The organism is Paenibacillus sp. Root52, assembly GCF_001426865.1.
GTDB lineage: Bacteria > Bacillota > Bacilli > Paenibacillales > Paenibacillaceae > Paenibacillus.
Genome location: NZ_LMFO01000021.1, coordinates 26,858 through 49,692, shown reverse-complemented (window position 1 = coordinate 49,692; position 22,835 = coordinate 26,858). Strand labels below are relative to the sequence as shown.

General features: G+C 45.6%; 21 protein-coding genes and 1 other RNA gene. 2 read left to right on the top strand and 20 right to left on the bottom strand.

Going from position 1 to position 22,835, the window contains the following annotated elements; all coding sequences use genetic code 11:
* Window positions 1-361: 361 nt before the first annotated feature.
* The 14 genes from ASD24_RS17470 to rpoE form a co-directional block, all read right to left on the bottom strand.
* On the bottom strand, window positions 362-631 hold the full coding sequence (locus tag ASD24_RS17470) for a pro-sigmaK processing inhibitor BofA family protein (protein ID WP_056698178.1): 270 nt from the start codon (window positions 629-631) through the stop codon (window positions 362-364).
* A gap of 33 nt (window positions 632-664) precedes the next feature.
* Entirely contained in the window at window positions 665-943 is a 279-nt protein-coding gene (locus ASD24_RS17465; RefSeq protein WP_082560442.1) for a DUF2508 family protein, read from the bottom strand.
* 269 nt (window positions 944-1,212) lie between these two features.
* Window positions 1,213-1,812, bottom strand: a complete 600-nt coding sequence (gene recR / locus ASD24_RS17460) for a recombination mediator RecR (protein ID WP_056698174.1) — start codon at window positions 1,810-1,812, stop codon at window positions 1,213-1,215.
* A gap of 34 nt (window positions 1,813-1,846) precedes the next feature.
* Window positions 1,847-2,158 (bottom strand): YbaB/EbfC family nucleoid-associated protein, encoded by a 312-nt coding sequence (locus ASD24_RS17455; protein WP_024628773.1) that lies wholly within the window; start codon window positions 2,156-2,158, stop codon window positions 1,847-1,849.
* 49 nt (window positions 2,159-2,207) lie between these two features.
* Complete coding sequence (gene dnaX, locus ASD24_RS17450; RefSeq protein ID WP_056698171.1) at window positions 2,208-3,965, bottom strand: DNA polymerase III subunit gamma/tau; 1,758 nt, start codon at window positions 3,963-3,965, stop codon at window positions 2,208-2,210.
* Window positions 3,966-4,140: 175 nt separating this feature from the next.
* An RNA gene (gene ffs / locus ASD24_RS29990) (signal recognition particle sRNA large type) lies at window positions 4,141-4,408 on the bottom strand.
* A gap of 263 nt (window positions 4,409-4,671) precedes the next feature.
* The gene (gene rpmE, locus ASD24_RS17445; RefSeq protein WP_056698168.1) at window positions 4,672-4,869 is read right to left on the bottom strand and encodes a 50S ribosomal protein L31; all 198 of its coding nucleotides are present in this window, start codon (window positions 4,867-4,869) and stop codon (window positions 4,672-4,674) included.
* A gap of 103 nt (window positions 4,870-4,972) precedes the next feature.
* On the bottom strand, window positions 4,973-6,247 hold the full coding sequence (locus tag ASD24_RS17440) for a radical SAM protein (protein ID WP_056698167.1): 1,275 nt from the start codon (window positions 6,245-6,247) through the stop codon (window positions 4,973-4,975).
* A 65-nt stretch (window positions 6,248-6,312) separates the two neighbouring features.
* Window positions 6,313-7,638 carry a transcription termination factor Rho gene (rho, locus tag ASD24_RS17435; RefSeq protein ID WP_056698164.1) on the bottom strand — a complete coding sequence of 442 codons (1,326 nt, stop codon included), beginning with the start codon at window positions 7,636-7,638 and terminating at the stop codon, window positions 6,313-6,315.
* Between the two features lie 470 nt (window positions 7,639-8,108).
* Window positions 8,109-9,362, bottom strand: coding sequence for a UDP-N-acetylglucosamine 1-carboxyvinyltransferase (locus ASD24_RS17430; RefSeq protein ID WP_056698162.1), 1,254 nt, complete (start codon window positions 9,360-9,362; stop codon window positions 8,109-8,111).
* 147 nt (window positions 9,363-9,509) lie between these two features.
* The gene (fba, locus tag ASD24_RS17425; RefSeq protein WP_056698160.1) at window positions 9,510-10,364 is read right to left on the bottom strand and encodes a class II fructose-1,6-bisphosphate aldolase; all 855 of its coding nucleotides are present in this window, start codon (window positions 10,362-10,364) and stop codon (window positions 9,510-9,512) included.
* Window positions 10,365-10,624: 260 nt separating this feature from the next.
* Window positions 10,625-11,011 (bottom strand): response regulator, encoded by a 387-nt coding sequence (locus tag ASD24_RS17420; RefSeq protein ID WP_056698157.1) that lies wholly within the window; start codon window positions 11,009-11,011, stop codon window positions 10,625-10,627.
* Window positions 11,012-11,241: 230 nt separating this feature from the next.
* Entirely contained in the window at window positions 11,242-12,846 is a 1,605-nt protein-coding gene (locus tag ASD24_RS17415; RefSeq protein WP_056698154.1) for a CTP synthase, read from the bottom strand.
* A gap of 491 nt (window positions 12,847-13,337) precedes the next feature.
* A complete protein-coding gene (rpoE, locus tag ASD24_RS17410; RefSeq protein WP_056698153.1) occupies window positions 13,338-13,913 on the bottom strand; it encodes a DNA-directed RNA polymerase subunit delta in 576 nt (191 codons plus the stop codon).
* Window positions 13,914-14,335: 422 nt separating this feature from the next.
* Here rpoE and ASD24_RS17400 point away from each other — a divergent pair, with 422 nt between their 5' ends.
* Window positions 14,336-15,490: a S8 family peptidase gene (locus ASD24_RS17400; protein WP_056698147.1), complete on the top strand. Its 1,155-nt coding sequence runs from the start codon at window positions 14,336-14,338 to the stop codon at window positions 15,488-15,490.
* A 252-nt stretch (window positions 15,491-15,742) separates the two neighbouring features.
* Here ASD24_RS17400 and argS read toward each other — a convergent pair whose 3' ends face one another.
* The 4 genes from argS to ASD24_RS17385 all read right to left on the bottom strand — a co-directional run bounded on the left by argS (window position 15,743) and on the right by ASD24_RS17385 (window position 19,966).
* Window positions 15,743-17,422 (bottom strand): arginine--tRNA ligase, encoded by a 1,680-nt coding sequence (gene argS, locus ASD24_RS17395; RefSeq protein WP_056698144.1) that lies wholly within the window; start codon window positions 17,420-17,422, stop codon window positions 15,743-15,745.
* Complete coding sequence (locus tag ASD24_RS17390; protein ID WP_056698142.1) at window positions 17,422-17,844, bottom strand: DUF1934 domain-containing protein; 423 nt, start codon at window positions 17,842-17,844, stop codon at window positions 17,422-17,424. Before ASD24_RS17390 ends, argS begins: the two co-directional genes overlap by 1 nt.
* A gap of 336 nt (window positions 17,845-18,180) precedes the next feature.
* The gene (locus ASD24_RS29985; RefSeq protein WP_235540640.1) at window positions 18,181-18,480 is read right to left on the bottom strand and encodes a DUF6171 family protein; all 300 of its coding nucleotides are present in this window, start codon (window positions 18,478-18,480) and stop codon (window positions 18,181-18,183) included.
* Between the two features lie 4 nt (window positions 18,481-18,484).
* Entirely contained in the window at window positions 18,485-19,966 is a 1,482-nt protein-coding gene (locus tag ASD24_RS17385; RefSeq protein WP_056698139.1) for an alpha-N-arabinofuranosidase, read from the bottom strand.
* Between the two features lie 622 nt (window positions 19,967-20,588).
* On the opposite strand from ASD24_RS17385, the gene ASD24_RS31340 reads away from it, so the two are divergent.
* Entirely contained in the window at window positions 20,589-20,720 is a 132-nt protein-coding gene (locus tag ASD24_RS31340; RefSeq protein WP_268795336.1) for a hypothetical protein, read from the top strand.
* A gap of 401 nt (window positions 20,721-21,121) precedes the next feature.
* On the opposite strand, the gene speB is transcribed toward ASD24_RS31340, so the two are convergent.
* Both speB and speE read right to left on the bottom strand, forming a co-directional pair.
* Window positions 21,122-21,991 (bottom strand): agmatinase, encoded by an 870-nt coding sequence (gene speB, locus ASD24_RS17380; protein ID WP_056698137.1) that lies wholly within the window; start codon window positions 21,989-21,991, stop codon window positions 21,122-21,124.
* A gap of 15 nt (window positions 21,992-22,006) precedes the next feature.
* On the bottom strand, window positions 22,007-22,834 hold the full coding sequence (gene speE, locus ASD24_RS17375; RefSeq protein ID WP_056698133.1) for a polyamine aminopropyltransferase: 828 nt from the start codon (window positions 22,832-22,834) through the stop codon (window positions 22,007-22,009).
* Window position 22,835 lies beyond the last annotated feature (1 nt).

The following is a 22,835-nucleotide window of genomic DNA, read 5'->3' as shown; positions in this document are numbered from 1 at the left end:
TGCCGCCAGCGTTCGTCCTGAGCCAGGATCAAACTCTCCAATAAAGTATTGAAAAGAGCGATTAGCTCATTTTGAATCTGACGAGATTAAAAATCTCATTTTGTTCATCCTGCAAGCAGGATGATTACTCACTCGTTGTTCAGTTTTCAAAGATCAAACTTGATAATTCTCTTCTTTTTTCGTCACCATTTTGTCTCAGCGGCGACTTTTATAATATACCATGCTTCGTGTGTTTCAGTCAAGCATTTTTTTGAAATTCTTTTTTCGAGCTCTTTCGAACTCATTAATCTCTTCAAAATGTCTCAACCAAGCAAGCAAAGCAACGAGATATAATGTACCATAGAATCGTTCGAAGAGTCAACTACCCAAACAAAGAAATTTTCAAACCTAATAATAGCCCCACTCCAGGCAGCCCGAGAATACTCACCGTACCTATCGTGGCGGGATTCAGAGGGATGTACGCCCCTGTAATCCATCCTGAATAATTCACGATATAAATTCCCACAGCCGCTAGCACAAGATGAATTCCGAATGAGGTAAGCCAAGCGAGTCCAATTCTCTTCTTAAACAAGATGACTAACAGCGCAAGCAACGATATAACCAGCACACTTCCTAGTATTAAACTCTTCATTATACCCGCCTCCATTTCATTCAACTTATTCAGCTACCCACTCAGACCTCGATCCATCATCACCGCCCCATCCATCTCCGCACGCTTAGCTCGCTTCAAATGAATTTGGTACTTTCGCTCAGCCGCTTCCAACACATAGATCGCATAATCAATCTCATCCTCCCCTTGTGCCTCTTCGAACTGCCTCACAGCTCTCTCCCATTCCAACTTAGCCTTTTGAATATCGGTGTAAATCTGTTCCGCTTCTCGTTCCTTCAATACTCGGGTATGTTTATCATTAGATGAGCGCCTGCTACTTTTCCAAAACAACATAAGCTCTCCCCCTCCAGATCTGAAACAGCATATCTCATACATATCAAGGAGAGGACAAACTTAGAACTTATTCCACGAATATTCCTGTACACAGACTTCCAACTCACAATATCACTACATCCACCCCTCAAAACCACCGACCTACACATCCAATAAAACAAAAAAAGAGAACCCCGAAGGGCTCTCTGATTAAACTCGTTTACGTTGCTACACACATCGGCTAACAAAATAACAAATCGAATACCGCCCTTCAGATCATAGCTAGGCGTTTAACGCAACTCTCTACGACCTTCCAGCGCTTTGGATAATGTTACTTCATCTGCGTACTCCAAGTCTCCACCAACAGGCAATCCATGAGCAATACGAGTTACCTTGATTTCGAATGGACGAACCAAACGGGAAATGTACATCGCTGTAGCTTCTCCCTCAATGTTCGGGTTCGTTGCCAGGATTAACTCCTGTACTCGTTCATCACTCAACCGAGTCAGCAGTTCCTTCAGACGAATGTCATCCGGCCCAATACCCTCCATAGGAGAGATCGCACCTTGCAAGACATGATAATACCCATCGAATTCTTTCGTACGTTCCATAGCCACCAGGTCTTTAGAATCCTGAACAACACAGATTACCGAGGTATCCCTCGATTTATCCTGACAGATCCGGCATGGATCTGTATCTGTGATATTACAGCACACAGAACAGTAATGAAGGTTACGCTTCACACTGACAAGTGCTTTGGCAAAATCAATAACATCATCTTCCTTCATGTTAAGCACATGAAAAGCTAATCTCGCCGCCGTCTTAGGCCCAATACCCGGCAAACGAGTAAAGGCATCAATTAGCTTGGCTATCGGTTCGGGATAATACAATCGATTGCGTCTCCTTTTAGAGGATCAATTTAAATTAAAATAGTCCCGGAATTTTCATGCCGCCTGTGAATTTACCCATATCTTGATTGGCAATCTCATCGGCTTTGGTCATAGCATCATTTACAGCAGTCATTACAAGATCCTGCAGCATTTCTACATCTTCTGGATCTACCGCTTCAGGTTTGATCGTAATAGCTAGCAATTTCTTATGTCCGTTAACCTCTGCTGTCACAACGCCACCACCTGAAGTACCTTGAACCGTTTTGTCCGCAAGCTCCTCTTGTGCTTTCAACATTTGCTCCTGCATTTTCTTCACTTGTTTCATCATTTGGTTCATGTTATTCATAACTTTTCATCTCCTTAGGTATAGTTATCGCACCAGGCGTATAGTAAATCTATTCCTTAATCACAACAAGATCCTCACCAAATAGCTGAATGGCTTCATCTATCCAAGGTTGCTTGCTGCCTGAACCTCCATCTTCATGCTCTGGTTCAAGCTTAAAGTCCTCCTTTGGCGCTTCAGAAGCTCCTTCCATTGCACCAGTCCAATCCTTGAGCATCATCGTCACCAGACGCGCTGAACGTCCAAGCTGTTCAGACAGCACACGTTCAATCACTTCACGGTTAGCCTGCTTCTCGGTCGTTTCGCGATGGATGTTATTTTTGAAAGCCACTAATACGTTGTCTTCCAAAAGAGATACTGGTTCACCGTCCATAAACCAAGCATGAACTGTGACTTTCTCCTCTTTCACGCGTTGCAATATCTGACTCCACTTTTTGCTGATCTCCATAAAATCAGGCGATCCTTTACGCGCAACATACTGATCCAAATGCGCAGGCAACTTCGCTGGCGAGTTCCCTCTAGACACAGGAGCACGTGTCGCCGGACGAGAAGGGCTGCTTGAGGCAGATTCCCCACCAGATAACCCACTTTTAAGTGCGCGATCTAGTTTCTTCTCAAGCTCAGCAAGTTGTTGCTTCAACCGCCCAATCTCTCCACTATCGGTCGATGGCGCGGTAGATCCAGCACTTGACGAAGCTACTGCTTGATCAGCCATTGCGCCTTGCGCGGGAATACTGCACAGTTTGAGCAGCGCAACTTCAAATAGTGTCTGTGGTTGGACTGCATACTTCATTTCACTCTGGTACCGATTAAGTGTATCAATCATTTGGAACAACTGTTCCTTAGTGAAGGATTCAGCCATATCTCGGAACGACTCCGGGTTGAGTACACGATCCGTTAGCTTATCTGCATCCGGCACCATCTTAATCATAAGCAAATCACGGAAATAATAAAGCAAGTTCTCCATGCATTTGTCTGCACTCTTACCTTCATGCATAAATCCTTCAATCATCAGCAGGATATGACCGACGTCACCCTTCAATAGAGAGGCAGCAAGCTTCGCAAATTGTTCAGATGGAATCCCACCGGTCATATCCATGACCTGCTGATAGGTTACCTTCCCATCCGTAAATGAGGAGATCTGATCTAATACGCTAAGCGCGTCCCGCATTCCCCCGTCAGATAGACGGGCAATATATTGAAGTGCATCAAGGTCAGCTTCCATACCTTCTTGCTCACAGATTAGAGCTAAGCGTGCTGTCTGTTCCTCCAACGAAACTCGGCGAAAATCAAATCGCTGACAGCGAGATATAATCGTAGCCGGTAGACGATGGGGTTCGGTTGTTGCCAAAATAAACATAACATGCGGAGGAGGTTCTTCCAACGTTTTAAGCAGCGCATTGAAAGCCTCTGTCGTAAGCATGTGTACTTCATCAATAATATAAACTTTCTGCCGAACCTCGGTTGGCGCATATTTAACCTTTTCCCGAAGATCACGGATCTCTTCAACACCTCGGTTGGATGCCGCATCAATCTCTTGTACATCCATTACCGCACCAGTTGTAATCCTCCGGCATGCTTCGCACTCGTTACAAGGCTCAGGCGCAGGTCCACGTTCGCAGTTCACAGCTTTGGCCAAAATCTTGGCAGCACTTGTCTTTCCCGTTCCTCTAGGGCCACTAAACAAATAGGCATGGGAAGTCCGCTGTTCACGAATCGCGTTCTGTAAGGTTTGAATAATATGCTGTTGTCCCACCATATCTTGGAACGACTGGGGACGCCAAGCCCGGTATAACGCGATATGCTCCATGATGCGTTACCTTCCTTCCACTTCGCATTCGAGTCCTTTGTCGTTCCCCCATTATACTATATTCCGGGGTGAATCCAAACTTTATCTGACCCATTTCTGCGTGGTTTTTTTGTAGACATATCAAAAAGACCTCTGCATACATACAACTGCAAAGGTCTCAAATTCTAATAGTAAGCCGTGCACCTGCTATCGATAATTGCGATCCAAGTGGCACCCCTGAACAATAGCTCAGGCTAGGCAACCCTCCGGCACAAGAGTGATCTCACTTATGGCTGCTTCCTTCCGGACCTGACCAGGTTCATGAGTACTCATTGCGGAGGACCCAACCGTCAACACCACGTTCAGGGACCAAACCTCACATCGACAAAACCTCTAGCAGGAATTCAACCTCGCTGTAGCGGATTGCGAGTTACAGGGCACCGCTACCTCCCCATCTAGCACGGTAAGAAATAGTATAACGTAAGGTAGTATAAATTGCAACCAGAGGGAGATGGGGAGAGCTGAATAATTGTTACCAATCGATCTAGAATGCGGCTCGGCCTACTTGCGATGTAGAAAACTAGTCTTAAAAAGGGCTAGAAACTAGGAATCTTATCGTAGAGCACTCTCCACCTTCCATACACAAACATACATATAAAAACCCCTGTCAAGATGACAGGGGTGGGTTTGGATGCAATTAGCAGACAATTCCCGAAGAATTGCTGAATTAGATTCCGTATTTTTTCTTGAAACGATCCACACGACCGCCAGCATCGATAAACTTCTGTTTACCAGTGAAGAACGGGTGGCACGCGGAGCAAATCTCTACACGAAGTCCGTCTTTAACCGAACCAGTCTCAAAAGTATTACCGCATGCGCAGGATACTTGACCAATCGTGTATTTAGGATGAATTGCTTCTTTCATTACCTTTCACCTCTTTCCGCCCTGAGCCTCAAGCGGACCCAGAGTAAATGGCACAACTTCGAAGATTATAACATGGCATATTGCCAGTTGCAATCCATAATTATCAAGAGGTGATCAGGCGCTTAGGACGTGCCATTCCAGCTGGTGGAACATGTGTAAATGAGCCAATCACGACGTCAGGCAACTCTTCTTGGAAGATCTCGATCATCTGCTTCATTCCCAGTATGTCACCTTGAGCCGGAGGAATCAGATCCAAATAACTCTCAGGGTCAATATTGAGATTACGCATCTGAATGAGACGTAGTTTGGTTCTGCGCGCAAACTCAACCATTGCTTCAATCTCTTCCTCACGATCCGTTACACCCGGGAAGATCAAATAGTTAATGGATGTGTATACACCTTGTTCAGCGGCATACTTCATGGATTTCTCGACATTAGCCAATGTATAACCACGAGGTTTGTAATAGGCATTATAATGATCGTCCAAAGCACTGATTGTACTTACGCGCATAAGATCCAGCCCCGCATCTACAATACCTCTAATATGATCATTCAATCCAGCATTCGTATTAATGTTGATGTACCCCATATCCGTGATGGAACGCACTTCACGAATAGCCTCAATAATCAGTTTAGCCTGCGTAGATGGTTCACCCTCACAGCCTTGTCCAAAACTGATAATGGATTCCGGCGTTTTCAAATGCTCCAGCATAACTTCAACAATTTCATCCACACGTGGGCGGAAATTCATACGTGTCTGCGGAGATACAAAACCACTGTCATCGGGTTGTTCAGAAATACATCCGAAGCAACCGGCATTACAGGAGTATGATACAGGCACGCCGCCTTCCCAACGATTCAAGAACGTGTTGGATGAAGTTAAGCATTCATATCCCAGCGCACAATTCGATAGATGAGTATAAAGACGATTTTCCGGATATTTTTTCGTCAAATGATTCACACCTGACTTCACATCATCCCGGTCACAGTTAAGCGGATTCCACTTATCTGGACTATCCGACTTCGCAGCTGTGACATAGAAACCGCCATCTTTCCAGACAACTGCCGAATAACCGAACAAAGGCAACTTGTACTCTTTATCCGTCTTCACATAACCTGGCAAGCACAGCCGGGTGAAACCTTGCGGCAATAACGCACCTACAGCTTGTGTATCACTAGGCATTGGCAACATCTCGCCCGTATCGGGATCCATACCAATTGGACGAGTGCTCGGCAATCCCACCAATGTCGCACCATCTGGCAGAGGAATAAGCTCATCCTCCATAATTTCAACAATCATATCACCACTTCGTGCAAGTCCATACAAGGACGGGTGATCAAATACATTACCTTTTTCATCTGCGTATACTAAATACATGATGTTCTCCTCACATCTATATGGGTTAAGCCTAAACGACGAGTGTCCAATCAGCCCATAGTCAACTAGGTTGTCGTTGCTGATGTGGCTGTTTGTCTTGGTGAACGACGGGTTGTTGTTGTGCCCGAATTACTCGTTGGATTATTGGCCGCTGCATCAAATGCAGCAAGAAACTCTGCATTGGTTTTGCTGTTACGCAGCTTCTTCAGGAAGCTCTCCACAAAATCATGTGAGTCATTCATATTTTTCCGAATAGTCCAGATTGTATCCAGCTCTTCTTTGCTAAGAAGCACTTCTTCACGACGAGTACCCGAACGACGAATATCAATCGCAGGGAAGATACGGCGCTCTGCCAAACGACGATCCAAATGAAGCTCCATGTTACCCGTACCTTTGAACTCTTCATAGATAATATCATCCATACGGGAACCTGTATCAATCAGAGCAGTCGCCAGAATAGTCAAGCTTCCTCCCTCTTCCACATTCCTTGCAGAACCGAAGAAGCGTTTAGGACGATGGAATGCTGCAGGATCAATACCTCCGCTTAGCGTCCGACCAGATGGCGGAATAACCAAGTTGTATGCACGAGCCAGACGTGTGATGCTATCCAGCAGGATAACGACATCTTTTTTGGCTTCTACAAGGCGAAGTGCACGCTCCAACACCAATTCAGCAACTTTAATATGGTTCTCAGGCAGCTCATCAAACGTAGAAGCTACAACTTCACCTTTAACCGAACGAGACATATCCGTTACTTCCTCTGGACGCTCATCAATCAACAGGACAAATAGTTCAATTTCAGGATTGTTCGTTGAGATGCTGTTGGCGATTTCTTTAAGGAGAAGTGTTTTACCTGCTTTGGGAGGTGCTACGATCAATCCGCGCTGTCCCAGACCTACTGGAGCAAGCACATCCATAATGCGAGTGGACAAATGGTTGGGGGATGTTTCGAGAACCAGTTTTTTCTGCGGATATAATGGAGTTAGTGCAGGGAAATGAAGTCTTTCCGCAGCGGCTGAAGGATTCTCTCCGTTTACAGCATTGACTTGCAGCAAGCCGAAGTAACGTTCATTTTCTTTTGGCGTCCTACACTTACCCGATACGAGGTCACCCGTTCTAAGGTCAAACTTGCGAATCTGCGAAGCCGAAATGTAGATATCCTCCGTACTTGGCAAGTAGTTTATCGGCCGTAGGAATCCGTATCCCTCAGGGAGAATTTCAAGTACACCTTGCATAAACATCAAACCACTTTGTTCAGCTTGTGCACGTAATATAGCAAAGATTAATTCTTTCTTTTTCAATTGACCGTAATATGGAATTTGATATTTTTTGGCCAGTTTGTAAAGGTCCGTTAATTTCATTTCTTCCAAATCGGAAATTTGTAGATCCATATAATAACCACCTATTCAATTAATAAGTCCGTGAAATGGATAGTTTCGCTAGATGTTCCGGCTATGGAGGGCAGCATAACACCGCGTTCTCTTCTGTCCATTGTACGGAATGTAACCGCTATAATGCAAATACTTGTCTTTGGATGTAAGTTCCGGGCGGGGTGGCTATATACACAGCACTGTCCGCTAGTGAGTGAACACAAAAGTCATGAGGCGTTCGATCCGGGTAACCGGCCAAGGAGCGCAGTTCAAACAAACCGGGGGCTTGAGGAAAGGGAATAATCTCAGTTCTTACAGCCATATGATGTCTAATCCAAAAAAAGACCCTCCGGCCAAGGAAATCGTACATTTCACCTGGTTCCGGAGAGGCTGAGAACTCTATTAGTATAGGTTTACCCATTTGTTGAAAGGTTATGCAGTTCTGTAAAAATAATAACTGTATTGCTGTAAACTTGCAATATATCGTTCGTTTACTCCGTCTCACGCCACACATCTGCACCTAACAAGCGCAGATTAGTAACAAGATGATCGTAACCACGATCGATAAATTCAACACCTGTTACTTCAGTCACACCTTCACTAACGGTGAGACCCGCAATCACCAGCGCTGCTCCAGCGCGCAGATCGGATGCTTTTACCTTAGCCGCATTCAAAGGACTACCTTCAATAATTGCAGAACGTCCTTCTACACGGATTTTAGCACCCATTCGCACTAACTCAGGAACATGCTTGAATCGATTGCTATATACAAAATCACTGAGGACACTAACACCCGTTGCTTGTGTTAATACACTCGTCATCGGGGACTGTAGATCTGTAGGGAAGCCAGGGTACACCAGCGCCTTCACATCCACATGATTGTACGATGCTTGTCCAATAACTCGGATGCTCTCGTCTAGTTCCTCAATGCCAACGCCCATCTCAATTAGCTTTGCAGTCAAAGCTTCAAGGTGTTTGGGGATGACATTATCAATCAGAACGTCTCCACGTGTTGCTGCCGCAGCAATCATGTACGTACCTGCCTGTATGCGATCCGGAATGATCGAATGACGACAACCTTTCAGTTCAGATACACCTTCAATACGAATGGTTTCTGTACCTGCACCCTTAATGCTTGCACCCATAGAGTTCAAAAGTGTTGCTACATCTATAATCTCAGGCTCTTTAGCCGCGTTTTCGATAATTGTAGAGCCTTTGGCACGAGTTGCCGCCAGCATAATGTTAATGGTTGCACCTACGCTACTTACATCTAGATAAATCTTAGCTCCGCGAAGCTCTTTCGCATGCAGATGAATGGAACCATGTTCGTTTGTAACCGTTGCGCCAAGCGCTTCAAAACCTTTGATATGTTGATCAATCGGACGAGGTTCAAAGTTACAACCTCCAGGTAAACCGATGGTCGCTTCTTTGAAACGCCCAAGTAGCGCACCCATCATATAGTATGAAGCACGAAGTTTCTTCACAGGCTCATTCGGCATAGGAATGGATTTAATATCGGAAGGATCGATTCTCATCTGACTGCCTTCCCATGTCACACGCGCTCCGAGTTCCTCCAAAATTTCCGCATATACGGCCACATCACTCAAAAGTGGCAGGTTGTCAAGCACGACCTCTGACTCGGCAAGCAATGCTGCAGGAATAAGCGCAATGGCGCTGTTCTTGGCGCCGCTTATGGTTACAGTTCCCTGTAACGGACGTCCGCCACTAATCATCAATTTTTCCATAAAGCTTAATGTCCCCCTACGTGTTTTGCAGCCGATGAACGGCAATACGTGCTGATGGCTAACGATGTAGAAATAAGGTGTGAAAATGGAAAGACACCGGCTAGGCGGTGTTCTTCCATTTCACAGTATGGAACTGTTTGAGATAAATTACGCTTTGTTGTTAGAACCAAACTCGCGGATTTTACCTTTAACTGTTTCTTTGATTGCATCACGGCCTGGTACGATGAATGTACGTGGATCGTAAGCATTTGGTTTAGCTGCAAGTACTTCACGAACTGCTTTAGTGAAAGAGATTTGGTTCTCTGTGTTCACGTTGATTTTGGAAGTACCCAGGGAGATTGCTTTATCGATATCGTGTTTAGGAATACCAGTACCACCGTGCAATACGAGTGGAACTTGTACCGCGTCACGAACTTCTTCCATTTCTTTGAAACCTAGGTTTGGCTCGCCTTGGTAAGGACCGTGTACGGAACCCAGAGCCGGTGCCAAAGTATCGATACCTGTTTCTTTAACGATACGGATACACTCGTTCAGGTCAGCGTATTGAATACCACCGATAACGTCGTCTTCTTGTCCGCCTACAGTACCTACTTCAGCTTCTACAGAAACGCCTTTAGCGTGTGCATATTCAACCACTTTTTTAGTCATTTCGATGTTCTCATCGATGGAGTGATGGGAACCGTCAATCATAACGGATGTAAATCCAGCGTCAATCGCTTCTTTACATTTGTCGAAGCTTGAACCGTGATCCAGGTGAATAGCAACTGGTACGGAGATTTTCATGTCAATCAAGAGTCCTTCTACCATTTTAACTACAGTAGTAAAGCCACCCATGTGACGTGCTGCGCCTTCGGAAACACCCAGGATTACTGGGGATTTTTCTTCTTCAGCAGCAGTAAGAATTGCTTGAGTCCACTCAAGGTTATTGATGTTGTATTGACCAACTGCATATTTTCCTTCGAGTGCTTTGTTCAACATGTCTGTCATAGATACTAATGGCATGGTTTCAATCCTCCTAGGGGTTTGGGTTATGTCTATGGTTTTTAGCCGAAATCACATACGGGCTTATTATACCACATCCCATGTCAAATACTAAACATGCATTTGCAAAAATGCTGTGCTTTGCAGCACAGTTTTCATAGATATCACATGACGGCATCATCAATTTCAATATTCCCTGAAAATTTCACTGGAATACCTTGGATTAATACAATCCTTATATTTGGTTATTTATACACAAAAAAATCCTGTTTCCACAGGATTCAGCTGCATTTATTGGCGGTATCATTTCGTAATTGCATATTGACGGCAACACGCATCTCATCGATATCAAACGGTTTCGTAAAATGCATGAGTGCTCCAAGATCGGTAGCTTCCTTAATCATATCTAGCTCCCCATAAGCCGTCATCATGATGACTTTGATGTTGGGGTCTATTTCTTTAATATGCTTCAAAATTTCCAGCCCATCCATGCCGGGAATTTTCATATCGAGCAACACCAGATCAGGCTTGTCGTTATTTACAATTTCAAGAGCTACCTTACCATTAGGCGCTTGAAATGTATTATATCCCTCACTGCTGAACACTTCCATTAAGAGGATACGAATCCCATTTTGGTCATCAACAATCAACAATTTTTTATTTTCCACTGTGTAACCTCCTGGATTTAGGAAAGCATAAACGTCCGAATCTGGATAACTATCCCATAGTCGTCATGATAAGTATTCTACCTCTTCCAGTAAAATCCTTCTCCAGGTTCAAATTGACCGAAAACATTTTATCCCATCTATGATTTCTAAGAGCATGACGAAAAGAGGATGCCCCGCCCACCCGTAAATCACGAGCGAACAGAGACATCCCCATATAATAAATAAATAACTTACTTCTCAGCGTTCTCCAAGGAAGCTTTCACAAACTCACGGAACAACGGTTGTGGACGGTTCGGACGGGAAGTGAATTCTGGATGGAATTGTACTGCCAGGAACCATGGGTGTCCCGGAAGTTCAACGATCTCTACCAAACGGCCATCTGGAGATGTACCGGAGATAACCAATCCTGCTTTCTCGATCGCTTCACGGTATTCATTGTTGAACTCATACCGGTGGCGATGTCTCTCATACACGAGTTCGTCATCATAACAAGACATAGCCAAAGATCCCTCTTGAAGCTTACAAGGGTACAGACCAAGACGCATCGTACCACCCAGATTTTCGATATCTTTTTGCTCTGGCAACAGATCGATTACCGGGAATTCAGTAGCTGGATTGATCTCGGAGCTGTTAGCACCGTTCAAACCAACGATGGAACGTGCATATTCAATAACGGAAACCTGCATACCCAAGCAAATACCGAAGAACGGAATATTTTTCTCACGGGCATAACGGATTGCCGATACTTTACCTTCGATTCCACGATCTCCGAATCCACCAGGAACAAGAATACCACCCACGCCGTGCAACAGGTCTCCTACGTTCTCATCTGTAATATCTTCGGAATGAACCCAGCGAATCTTCACATCTGCGTTGGATGCGAATCCAGCGTGAGACAATGATTCAACAACACTCAGATATGCATCATGAAGCGCTACATATTTACCAACAATCGCAATCTCAACAGTGCGTTGCAATTTGCTGATCCGGTCAACCAGCCCTTCCCACTCGCTCATATCCGGTGCAGGAGTAGTCAGCTTCAGGTGGTTTACCACGATCTCATCCAAGCCTTCTTCACGCAGGTTAAGTGGCACTTCATACAATGTGCTCGCATCGCGGCATTCTACCACGGCGTTCTCATCAATGTCACAGAAGAGCGCGATTTTGGCTTTCATGTCTTTGGACAGCTCGTACTCTGTACGGCAAACGATAACGTTTGGCTGAATACCGATACTGCGCAATTCCTTCACACTGTGCTGTGTAGGTTTTGTTTTCACTTCACCCGCAGCCTTGATGTATGGAATCAGTGTTACATGGATGTACATTACATTGTCGCGACCTACATCGCTCTTAATCTGACGAATAGCTTCCAGGAAAGGCAAACTCTCGATGTCGCCCACTGTTCCGCCGATTTCCGTAATCACGACATCCGAACCAGCTTCACGACCAGCGCGGAATACGCGCTCTTTGATCTCGTTCGTAATGTGCGGGATAACTTGTACCGTACCACCCAAATATTCACCGCGACGCTCTTTGCTGATCACGGAAGAGTATACTTTACCTGTTGTAACGTTGCTGTTTTTGGAAAGATTGATGTCAATAAACCGTTCATAGTGACCCAGATCCAAATCCGTTTCCGCGCCATCGTCTGTTACAAATACTTCACCGTGCTGATACGGGCTCATTGTTCCCGGGTCAATGTTGATATATGGGTCAAATTTCTGGATTGTTACCTTGAGTCCTCTGTTTTTCAGCAATCTGCCCAGCGAGGCAGCCGTGATTCCTTTGCCCAGGGAGGACACAACTCCGCCCGTCACGAAAATATACTTTGTCACTGTTATTACCCTCCTAATATAAGTACAGAAATTCAGGCGATATATGGTGTTATCGTAACCCGTTTCCCAGGTAATCATCGTTAAAAAGAGCAATGGTAGAAATTCCCTGCATCTACGAACTGCTCTTTCTCACGAAGACCGTTTGAACAACGCTGCTTTACAACAAAATGGTGCAAATTTTCCGAGAGCCTTAATCCGGGTTCGTCCCCTTACCTGACATCAATCAGAAAACATCGATTGACGTTTTTTTATATACAAAAACGAACCCCGGACGTTGACCGGGAGCGTGCGGAAATCATTTCATTTTGCAAAATTCTGCCTCTAAAAATACAAAAAAAAGTACTCCCGCAGGACGGGGCACTTTTATAAAAAACATAAATATATTGTCGCTCATTCATAAGCCCATGCAATAGTTTACCCGCTACCCCATCTGCTTGTCAAGGATGTCTATCGGGGTGAAACGGGTAAATTATTGACATTAAAAATGACGTTTACTTATTGGAATCGTCGTCAAAACCATCCTCGTCTTCGGACTCTTCTTCATCGTCTTCGTCGAGGTCTTCTTCTTCCAAATCATCATCTTCAACTAGAACTTCTTCATCGCTATCATCTTCATCGAAGATGTCATCATCGTCATCATCATCATCGTCTTCATCTTCGTCCTGATCATCATCAGTGTTGTCGAAGTCTTCGTCGCTGCTGTAGCTATCTTCCTCTTCACCGAAGTCCTCATCTTCCAAATCATCATCTTCATCGTTGATGATACGCGGACGTTTCGCACCCGTCATGGAATCTTCCGCTCCAGCAACCGGATACCAGCGCTTCAATCCCCACAGACTCGTACCGACACAAGCAAAACGTCCATCGATATTAATCTCGGTATATAGCTGGGCAATAAAATCGTTGATTTCTTCGTCAGTCATTCCGCGCTGTTTAGCTACCTCATTCATCAAATCTCGGTAGTAATACGGCGTATTTGCCGCTTTCAGCACCATAAAGGCGAGGTCAACCAAAGGAATCTCTCTTACCTTTTCTTTATCAATTTTTAAGTTGAGTGAGGTACTCACTGACAGACACTTCCTCTCACACATTAATTCACTTTATATCCCTACGAACTGGATCGTTACGTATAACATATCCATTAACAAAACTAAGTAAAACCTATTTAGCGTTAAAAAGCAAGTTTTTATGTACGTGGATTAGATAAATAACATGGAAAACAACTTCGACGACGCCATTCTACAGAAGCTGAGCAAAAATGGAAAAAGACGGAGTCCCCTCCGTCTTCTGACTGTATACCCTCGTAGGATCGCTCCTTACCAAGGTTCCCCGCAAGAGCCCTCTAGCCCTCCATCCATCATATGTCCCTGCGCCCTTTTTGACACGAAGTGAAGGACTTTTTATAAAAAAAGGGCAAGTTCCCCATGCGGCAGGCTGAGCGCATTCATAGAATACCTCAGCATGTTCATCCCGAAGGGGGCTGCCCATAATGGACTACACCGGCTTATTGCATCATTTAGTTGAAGGAATGAAAGGTCCTGAACCGGAACAGGCGGGGCGGTACCTCATCCGGTTCAACCAACCAAGACACTATGAAGCCTGTCTCTTGGAACTTTCGAGAATGCGCAGCAAATTCTCCGATCTCAGGGCAGTGCGTTCCTCCCGCCTAGCACGCTCCATTATCGCAAATGTAGGCTGCCCAGAAGAATTGAATCGTTATGGCGCTGATATTACAGTGGAAGGGGATCACTCCATCTCGCTCCATGCCACTGCGCTTCATAATAAACCAACCAGTGTTCAAGGTGTGCCCTGGGGAGTGAAGCAGATCCGTGCACCCAAAGTATGGTCTGTCTCCACAGGACATCGCATCAAAATCGGTGTGATTGATACTGGTGCTGATTATCAGCACCCGGATCTTCGTTATTCACTGGCGCGTGGGATTAATCTGTTAAATCGCAGCTTACTGCCCCATGATGATAACGGTCACGGAACTCATATTGCCGGAACGATTGCAGCAGCCAACAGCACGGCTGGCATGATCGGTGTAGCTCCTCGGTCTTTGATATATCCAGTAAAGGCATTCGATCATAACGGATCAGCTTATGTATCCGATATCGTGCTCGGCATCGACTGGTGTGTGCGTAACCGGGTAGATATCATCAATATGAGCTTCGGTATGAAGACTCGAAGCAAGGCTCTTCTCGATGTCGTTAATCGGGCATACCATGCCGGCATTGTCATTGTGGCCTCGTCAGGAAACGACGGCAAACGTCGTAGCATTGATTATCCAGCAAGGTATCCGCAGACGATATCCGTGGGTGCAACGGACAAAAACCGGCGCATTGCGTCCTTCAGCAACCGTGGTGCATATGTAGATGTCTACGCACCTGGCGACAAGATTGTATCCTCATGGGTACAAGGCAAGCACCACGAGATGAGCGGCACCTCCATGGCTACTTCCCACGTAAGCGGCGCCATCGCGCTATTACTTGCCAAGCATCCAGGACTTTCGCCCAGCGAAATTAAAGCGCTGGTCAAGCGCGCCACCGTACCACTGCGCGCTCGCAAAACAACCGCCGCGAAGACGAAGGTACGCGGCGGCGAGATCGACGCCCTCCGACTCATGCAGGAGGGCGAGGCATAACGCACCGACCGCCATCGCCATCGACTAGATCAAGCCTTGAAGGCACCGTATACCGCGAGCATGCGGTATACAGAGGCTTCAAGGCTTGTACACGCGGCGGCGGTGGTCGGTGCAGGCTCAGGTGCAAGCACGGCACGCTATGCGTCCGTCTGCTTGCACTGCCAAAAGTCCCCATGCCCACGCTGCATTGCTAGCGTGGTGCATGGGGACTTTTGGCTAAGCCTAGGCGGCAATGCGCCGCTGCGGCATGGGTTACATTTTGTCTGGTGCGGATACGCCAACCAGACGAAGCGCTGTTGCGATAACGGTGCGCACAGCACCGATCAACGCCAGACGCGCTTGCGTTTGCTCCGCGTCTTCTGTAATGACGCGCTCTGCACGGTAGTAGCTATGGAACAGGGATGCCAGTTCATATACGTAACGGATCAAGCGGTGTGGCGCATATCCCGTAGCAGCAGTGGCAATCTCTTCTGGCAGCTCACCCATTTTGCGAAGAAGATCAAATTCATGTTCTGTTGTCAGCTTAGACAGGTTAATCTGTGAAATTGGCAACAGCTCAATGCCTTGCTCTGCTGCTTGGCGGTATACGCTGCAGACACGAGCATGTGCGTATTGCACATAGAATACTGGGTTCTCATTAGACGTCGAAATAGCAAGATCCATGTCAAAGTCCAGATGGGAGTCCATGCTACGCATCGTGAAGAAGTATCGAATGGCGTCAATGCCTACTTCATCCATCAGATCTTCCATTGTTACGGCTTTACCCGTACGCTTAGACATTTTCACTTTCTCACCATTCTGGAACAAGCTAACCATCTGTGCAATCAGCACGACCAGTTTATCCGGATCATTACCGAGTGCTTGCATAGCAGCTTTCATCCGTGGAATATATCCATGGTGATCGGCTCCCCAGATGTTAATCATCGTGTCGTATCCACGAGAATATTTATCGCGGTGGTAAGCGATGTCCGGTGTCAGGTAAGTGTACGTACCATCATTCTTGATCAATACACGTTCCTTGTCGTCCCCATATTGCATCGTTTTCAGCCAGGTTGCGCCATCTTTCTCATAGATCTCGTCACGGTCACGCAATTCATCCAGCACACGAAGTACTTCACCATTATCGTAAAGGGAAGTCTCGCTGAACCAGATATCAAAGTTAACGCGGAAGCGATTCAAGTCCCGTTTGATCTTATCCAGTTCCTTCTCCAGACCATAGTCACGGAAGTAAGCGGCACGATCTCCTGGATGCATGGACAGCAAGCTGTCTCCCTTCTCGGCAACCAATTCCTTCGCAAACCCTTTAATATCTTCACCATGGTAACCGTCTTCTGGCATCTCAGCATCTTGGCCTAGCTCTTGCAAATAACGCGCTTCAATGGAGCGAGCCAAATTAAATACTTGGTTACCCGCATCATTAATGTAGTATTCACGAGTTACAACGTAACCAGCATAATCGAGGATATTGCACAGTGCATCACCTACAGCTGCTCCACGGGCATGTCCCAGATGCAGGCTGCCTGTTGGATTGGCACTGACAAACTCCATTTCGACCTTGCGTCCTTCACCGACATTAATTCTTCCGTAATTCTCTCCCTGCTCTTGTACAAGCTCCAGCACGGGATAGAGGTAGCTCTTGTCCAATTTGAAGTTGATGAAGCCTGGTCCAGCGATCTCAGCCGTCTCAATGCCAGCATCCGCCAAGTTCAGGTTAGCGATGATCTCTTCCGCAATCTGACGAGGATTACGCTTAGCCATCTTGGTGAGCTGCATCGCAGCATTGGTTGCTAGGTCACCATGGGATTTGTCCCGAGGTACTTCAAGCGTGATAGCAGGCAACTCATCTTGCGTAACGATTCCAGCAGCAACGATGGCATTACCGATCGCCGTGCTTACCCGTTCATTAATTGTATCTAGTGGATTACGTGTCATTAAATTGGTTCCTCCTGTATATGCAAACTAATCGCGAAATGTCCGGATTCTTCGTCAAAGCGGTAAAAGTCGTAGCTCCACGCTGCGCGTGCGTTCAATCCTTGAATGGAAAGTTCCAGCTCCTGTGTATGCGTGGACAAGGAAAAAGCCATGTAAGGGGAACGATAAAAGCCCGGAAGCTTCCGGTTTAATTCAAACGTCTGCTCCGATTCCACCTCGCCGTGACGTATAATCTTGATGGATTGTCCGCTCATTTTCAATGTTGTTCGGGTAATACCACCTTCAGGGCCGTTCTGTGGTTCCTGATAACGAACATAGAGAACAGACCCTTTCAGCACAGCTTCACCCTGCATTTCCTGCAGCACATCTTCACCTTCATAGCGGCTGTGCAGCCGGATCTGAACCGGTCGCATGTTCGACATGAATGTTAACCTCCATTATATTCGAGGCGGCGCCAAAAACGAGAGGCTGATCTACACAAGCGCTTCCCGTATCGTTGTACCGCTATACGCACTCATATTACCGGATAGCCTTCTATCCTACACTCTACTGTATAACTATATCCAGTTCACTCGCTCAATTCAAATCCAAATTCAGAGTTTTTGTTCTTGGGCAGCAAAAAAAGGAGAGCAGCACTATATGATATGCCCCTTACAGTAACAGGTTTGATTGTTCACCTGCCTACTTGACGGGGGACAGTTCATTCAGTGCTGCTCTCATTCATCTCATTAATATAGTAATTAAGAATAGGAATTCAATCAGGTCCATCGTGAATCATACGGGAATGGACAGGTCGAATCTAGCAGTTTGGCACGCACCTGTACCAAACAACCACAATACCGACAAGTGCTCCCGTACTGTAATGCCGGACAGCTGTAACAGGAGGATAATCTCCGCTCATATTCGGCATCTGCAACAACAGGGCGTGAACGTGAGGCTAGCTCCACAAGACGCGCTAGCTTGGCTTCACTAATCTGTACATCATATTGATCATCGCAACCTTTGCAAAGTGAACGCTCAGACTTCTGACCTGCTTCCATAGATAAACGGCTGTTCATAGCACTATGCCTTTATTGCAATGACTCCAACAGATGCAGGCGGCAATACGAACCGCAATTGACCATTTTCCAGCGCAACATCCTTCCATTCCGATGGAGTAACGTTCTCTGGTTGCTCAAACGTATTAAACGCACCGATCTCCCCGTGGTGTAGAATACGTCCTGAGGCAACGGAAGAATCGGTTGCTTGCAATTGGCACACCACTTCAAGCTCATCTGTATGACTGAGATTACATGCGGTCACATGAATTACACTCTCCTGGTCACGTGATGCAGACAAACTAAGCTGCGGGATTGTATCTTCACCAAAAGTGTATCCAGGGCTCTCAAAATCCAGCTCCAGTCGCTCCGCATCCATATGAACCTGATACATATCAAAGACGTGATAAGTTGGCGTAAGGATCATCTTCTCGCCTTCAGTCAGAACAAGTGCTTGCAACACATTCACGATCTGTGCAAGGTTTGCCATTTGCACCCGCTTGTTATACTTATTGAATAAATTCAGATTAATCCCTGCTACCAGAGCATCTCTCATCGTATTCTGCTGATAGAGGAATCCTGGGTTAGTTCCCGGCTCCACGTTGTACCATGTGCCCCACTCGTCGATAATCAGACCCACTTTACATTCAGGGTCGTACTTATCCATAATCTCGGAATGTTTCACAATCAACTCTTCCATATGAAGTGTGCGCTTCAACGTTTGGAACCAATCACTTTCATTAAAACCAGTCGCTTCACCTTTATCTTGCCATACGCCCGTTGGGAGGGTGTAATAATGTAGGCTGAGTCCACTCATATGCTGATGGGCTTCACGCATTAATACTTCTGTCCAATGATAGTTATCCTCGTTTGGCCCACATGCAATTTTGTAAATCTGGTTATCGGAATAGTTGCGCACATACGTGGCATATCGGCGGTATTCGTCAGCATAATATTCTGCTCGCATATTGCCGCCGCATCCCCAGTTCTCGTTACCTACCCCAAAGTACGTCAATTTCCATGGCTTCTCTCGACCATTGCTCTTCCGCCAATTTGCCATTGGTGATTCGCCGTCAAACGTCATGTATTCAACCCATTGTTGCATCTCTTGAACTGTACCGCTTCCTACATTACCGCTAATATAAGGTTCCGTTCCAAGCAGTTCACACAGTCTCAGAAATTCATGAGTTCCAAAATGATTGTTCTCTTCCACGCCGCCCCAGTTCGTATTGATCATTCGTGCACGCTCGCTCAGCGGCCCCACGCCATCCTTCCAGTGATACTCATCGGCAAAACAGCCGCCAGGCCATCGGAGCACCGGAATATTTAGCTTTTGCAGCGCTGTTAATACATCATTGCGAATGCCCTCAGTATTTGGAATAGGTGAGTTTTCTCCAACCCATATTCCTTCATAAATACACCGACCTAGATGTTCAGAAAAGTGACCATAGATATTGCGATTTATTAATCCTTGGTTGGAATCTGCCTTTAAAGTAACATTAACCATTAATTCAACCCCCTAAAAAGTATGTTGTTATCGCTTACAATATCGTTTTTTTAAATCAGTTTCAACTATTAATCTTACACAGCAAATAGACCCTTTCTAGCTTCTAGTAGCTGGAAAGAGTCTATTTATTCTTATATTTAGTTCGAGAGCTACGTTAGCGCTTGTTTATCCTTCTCATTTTTGAAATAACATCCATACAATTCCATTGGAATCGTTCATTTATTGCAATTTAGGCGGCAAAATATTTTGGAGTACCTATGCGGTGCTCAATCTCCCCGTATCGATCATCCACTTATAAATGGGCGGAGATATATTAATTTCACTCCAAGTCTACTCGTTGTATTCGATGTATAAAATGTATAGGAAATTCGCGAGCTACACTTATTTGAAATCCAATCAATATTGTTCCATGTGGAACTTTTTTCGTAGAAAAGTCCCCCTATACAGCAGCTTATCTAGACAGACAAACTAATATATTGAGGATACTGGGTTTACGATGTGTGAGTATTCCTGCTTATGTAGAGGTATGCGAACAGACGTGCTATACTATTCCTTGTGGACTTAGAATAACGGTGGATGTTTTCCAGATCACGGCGCAGCTTCCCGAGAGGGGGTGACGTCGATGGTCAAACTTGTGACGTTGCTTGATGTAATCCGATGGATTGCTGCAATCCTCAGTATTGTGCTGAGTGGGCGAAGGCTGTACCGTTGGTTACGCAAAAAGTTTCGTAGCAAGCGAAAACCCACCTCATAGGTTAGGAGCCTGACGGTGGGTTTCGCTTGAATAACAGTATTTAATTCATGCGCGCCGTGGCAATCCACAGCCTTTCGGGTCCTAGGAGTCATTACCGTTGGCGCGGTAATGACTCCTTTTTAGTATATGGTCGAGCCCATTTACCATATACTCCGCGATTGTAATATATCAATTCATATATTACTGAAACTTATGTAGTAAGTATAACACAGCTCCTGATGGAAGTTAAATTAACCATTATCCTCTGAAAGACGGATTATTTTTCTCCTTAATCATTCTTTTTCGTTGCTCCCTCAGGAGGAGTTGTAAATTCTCAAATAAGGATCATGAGAATAAAAAAACGCCCCCCCTTCTACGCTGGTTTCAACCTGGCGTAAACAGAGAGGCGCTAATGGAGACTATTACTTCACGAATCCAAGCAGCATTTCACGAATCATTTTCGCGGCCACAATCTGAGTCTGTTGTGTTGGATCATAGATTGGCGCAACTTCGACCAAGTCACATCCAACTACGTTCACATCAGAGCCTGCAATCATGTGGATCGCTTCCAGCAGTTCTTTAGATGTAATGCCACCCGCTTCTGCCGTTCCTGTTCCTGGTGCCGCAGAAGGATCAAGCACATCGATATCAATGGTCACATACACTGGACGGTTGCCCATTTTCGGAAGAGCTTCCTTCATTGGAGCTGCAACTTCAAACGGATAGAAGTTGATGTTCTCGCGTCCATACTGGAACTCCTCGCGGGAACCAGAACGAATACCGAATTGATAAATATTTTTGCCGCCCATCAACTCAGCCGCTTTACGTACTGGTGTAGAGTGGGACAATGGCTCTCCTTCATAGTCTTCACGAAGGTCTGCGTGTGCATCAATATGAATCAAGATTAGATCCGGGTATTTCTTATACATTTGTTGAATGACCGGCCAAGTAACCAGATGCTCTCCGCCGAGACCAATCGGGAATTTGTCGTCAGCTAGCAGGCTACCGATGTATTCATGAATTACTTCAAGACTGCGTCCAGCGTTACCGAAAGGCAAGAGCAGGTCTCCAGCATCAAAGTATGTCATATCTACAATACTTTTATCGAGGTACGGGCTGTACTCTTCGAGTCCAACCGATGCCTGACGGATATGAGATGGGCCAAAACGGGAACCCGGACGGAAGCTGACGGTGTAATCCATCGGCATACCGTAGATAACCGCTTTGGAATTTTCATAATCCTCAGAGCTGCAAATAAATACATTTCCTGAATAAGCTTGATCCAGTTTCATTAATTGATTTCCCCTTTATTTCGTTAAATCTTCCACGAATTTAGGAAGTACAAATGCCGCTTTGTGCAGACGCGGAGAGTAATATTTCGTATCCATCTCCGGAATTTGAGTCTCATCCACCGTAAGCGGGTCATGCTTCTTGCTGCCCATGGTGAATGTCCACAGACCGCTTGGGTATGTTGGAATATTACAGCCGTACACATGTACGATCGGGAAGATTTCTTTGACGTCTTTGTTAACCTTCTGGATTAGATCTGCCTTGAACCAAGGGTTGTCCGTCTGGGCAACGAAGATTCCGTCTTCTTTGAGTGATTCATAAATGCCTTGGTAGAAACCACGCTCAAACAATGGAGCAGCTGGCCCTACAGGCTCGGTGGAGTCTACGATGATCACATCGTATTCATTTTTATGTTCAATAATATGCATGTAGCCGTCGTTCACAAGAACTTCCACATTGGGCTCGTCCAGCTTACCGGCGATTTCAGGCAAATATTTTTTGGAATATTCAATAACTTTACCGTCGATTTCAACGAGAACAGCTTTTTCTACTGTACTGTGCTTAATGACTTCACGGATTACGCCACCGTCGCCACCGCCAACAACCAATACCTTTTTCGGATTCGGGTGGGTATGGAGTGCAGGGTGAGCTGCCATTTCATGATACACGAACTCGTCTTTTACCGTCGTCATAACCATACCGTCAAGGATCAACATATTACCGAATTCTTCGGTCTCTATCATAGCCAAATCTTGAAAGTCTGTTTGCTCTGTAACATAAGTCTGCTTAATCTTCGCGGTGATCCCGAATACAGGGGTCTGTTTCTCCGTAAACCATAGTTCCATA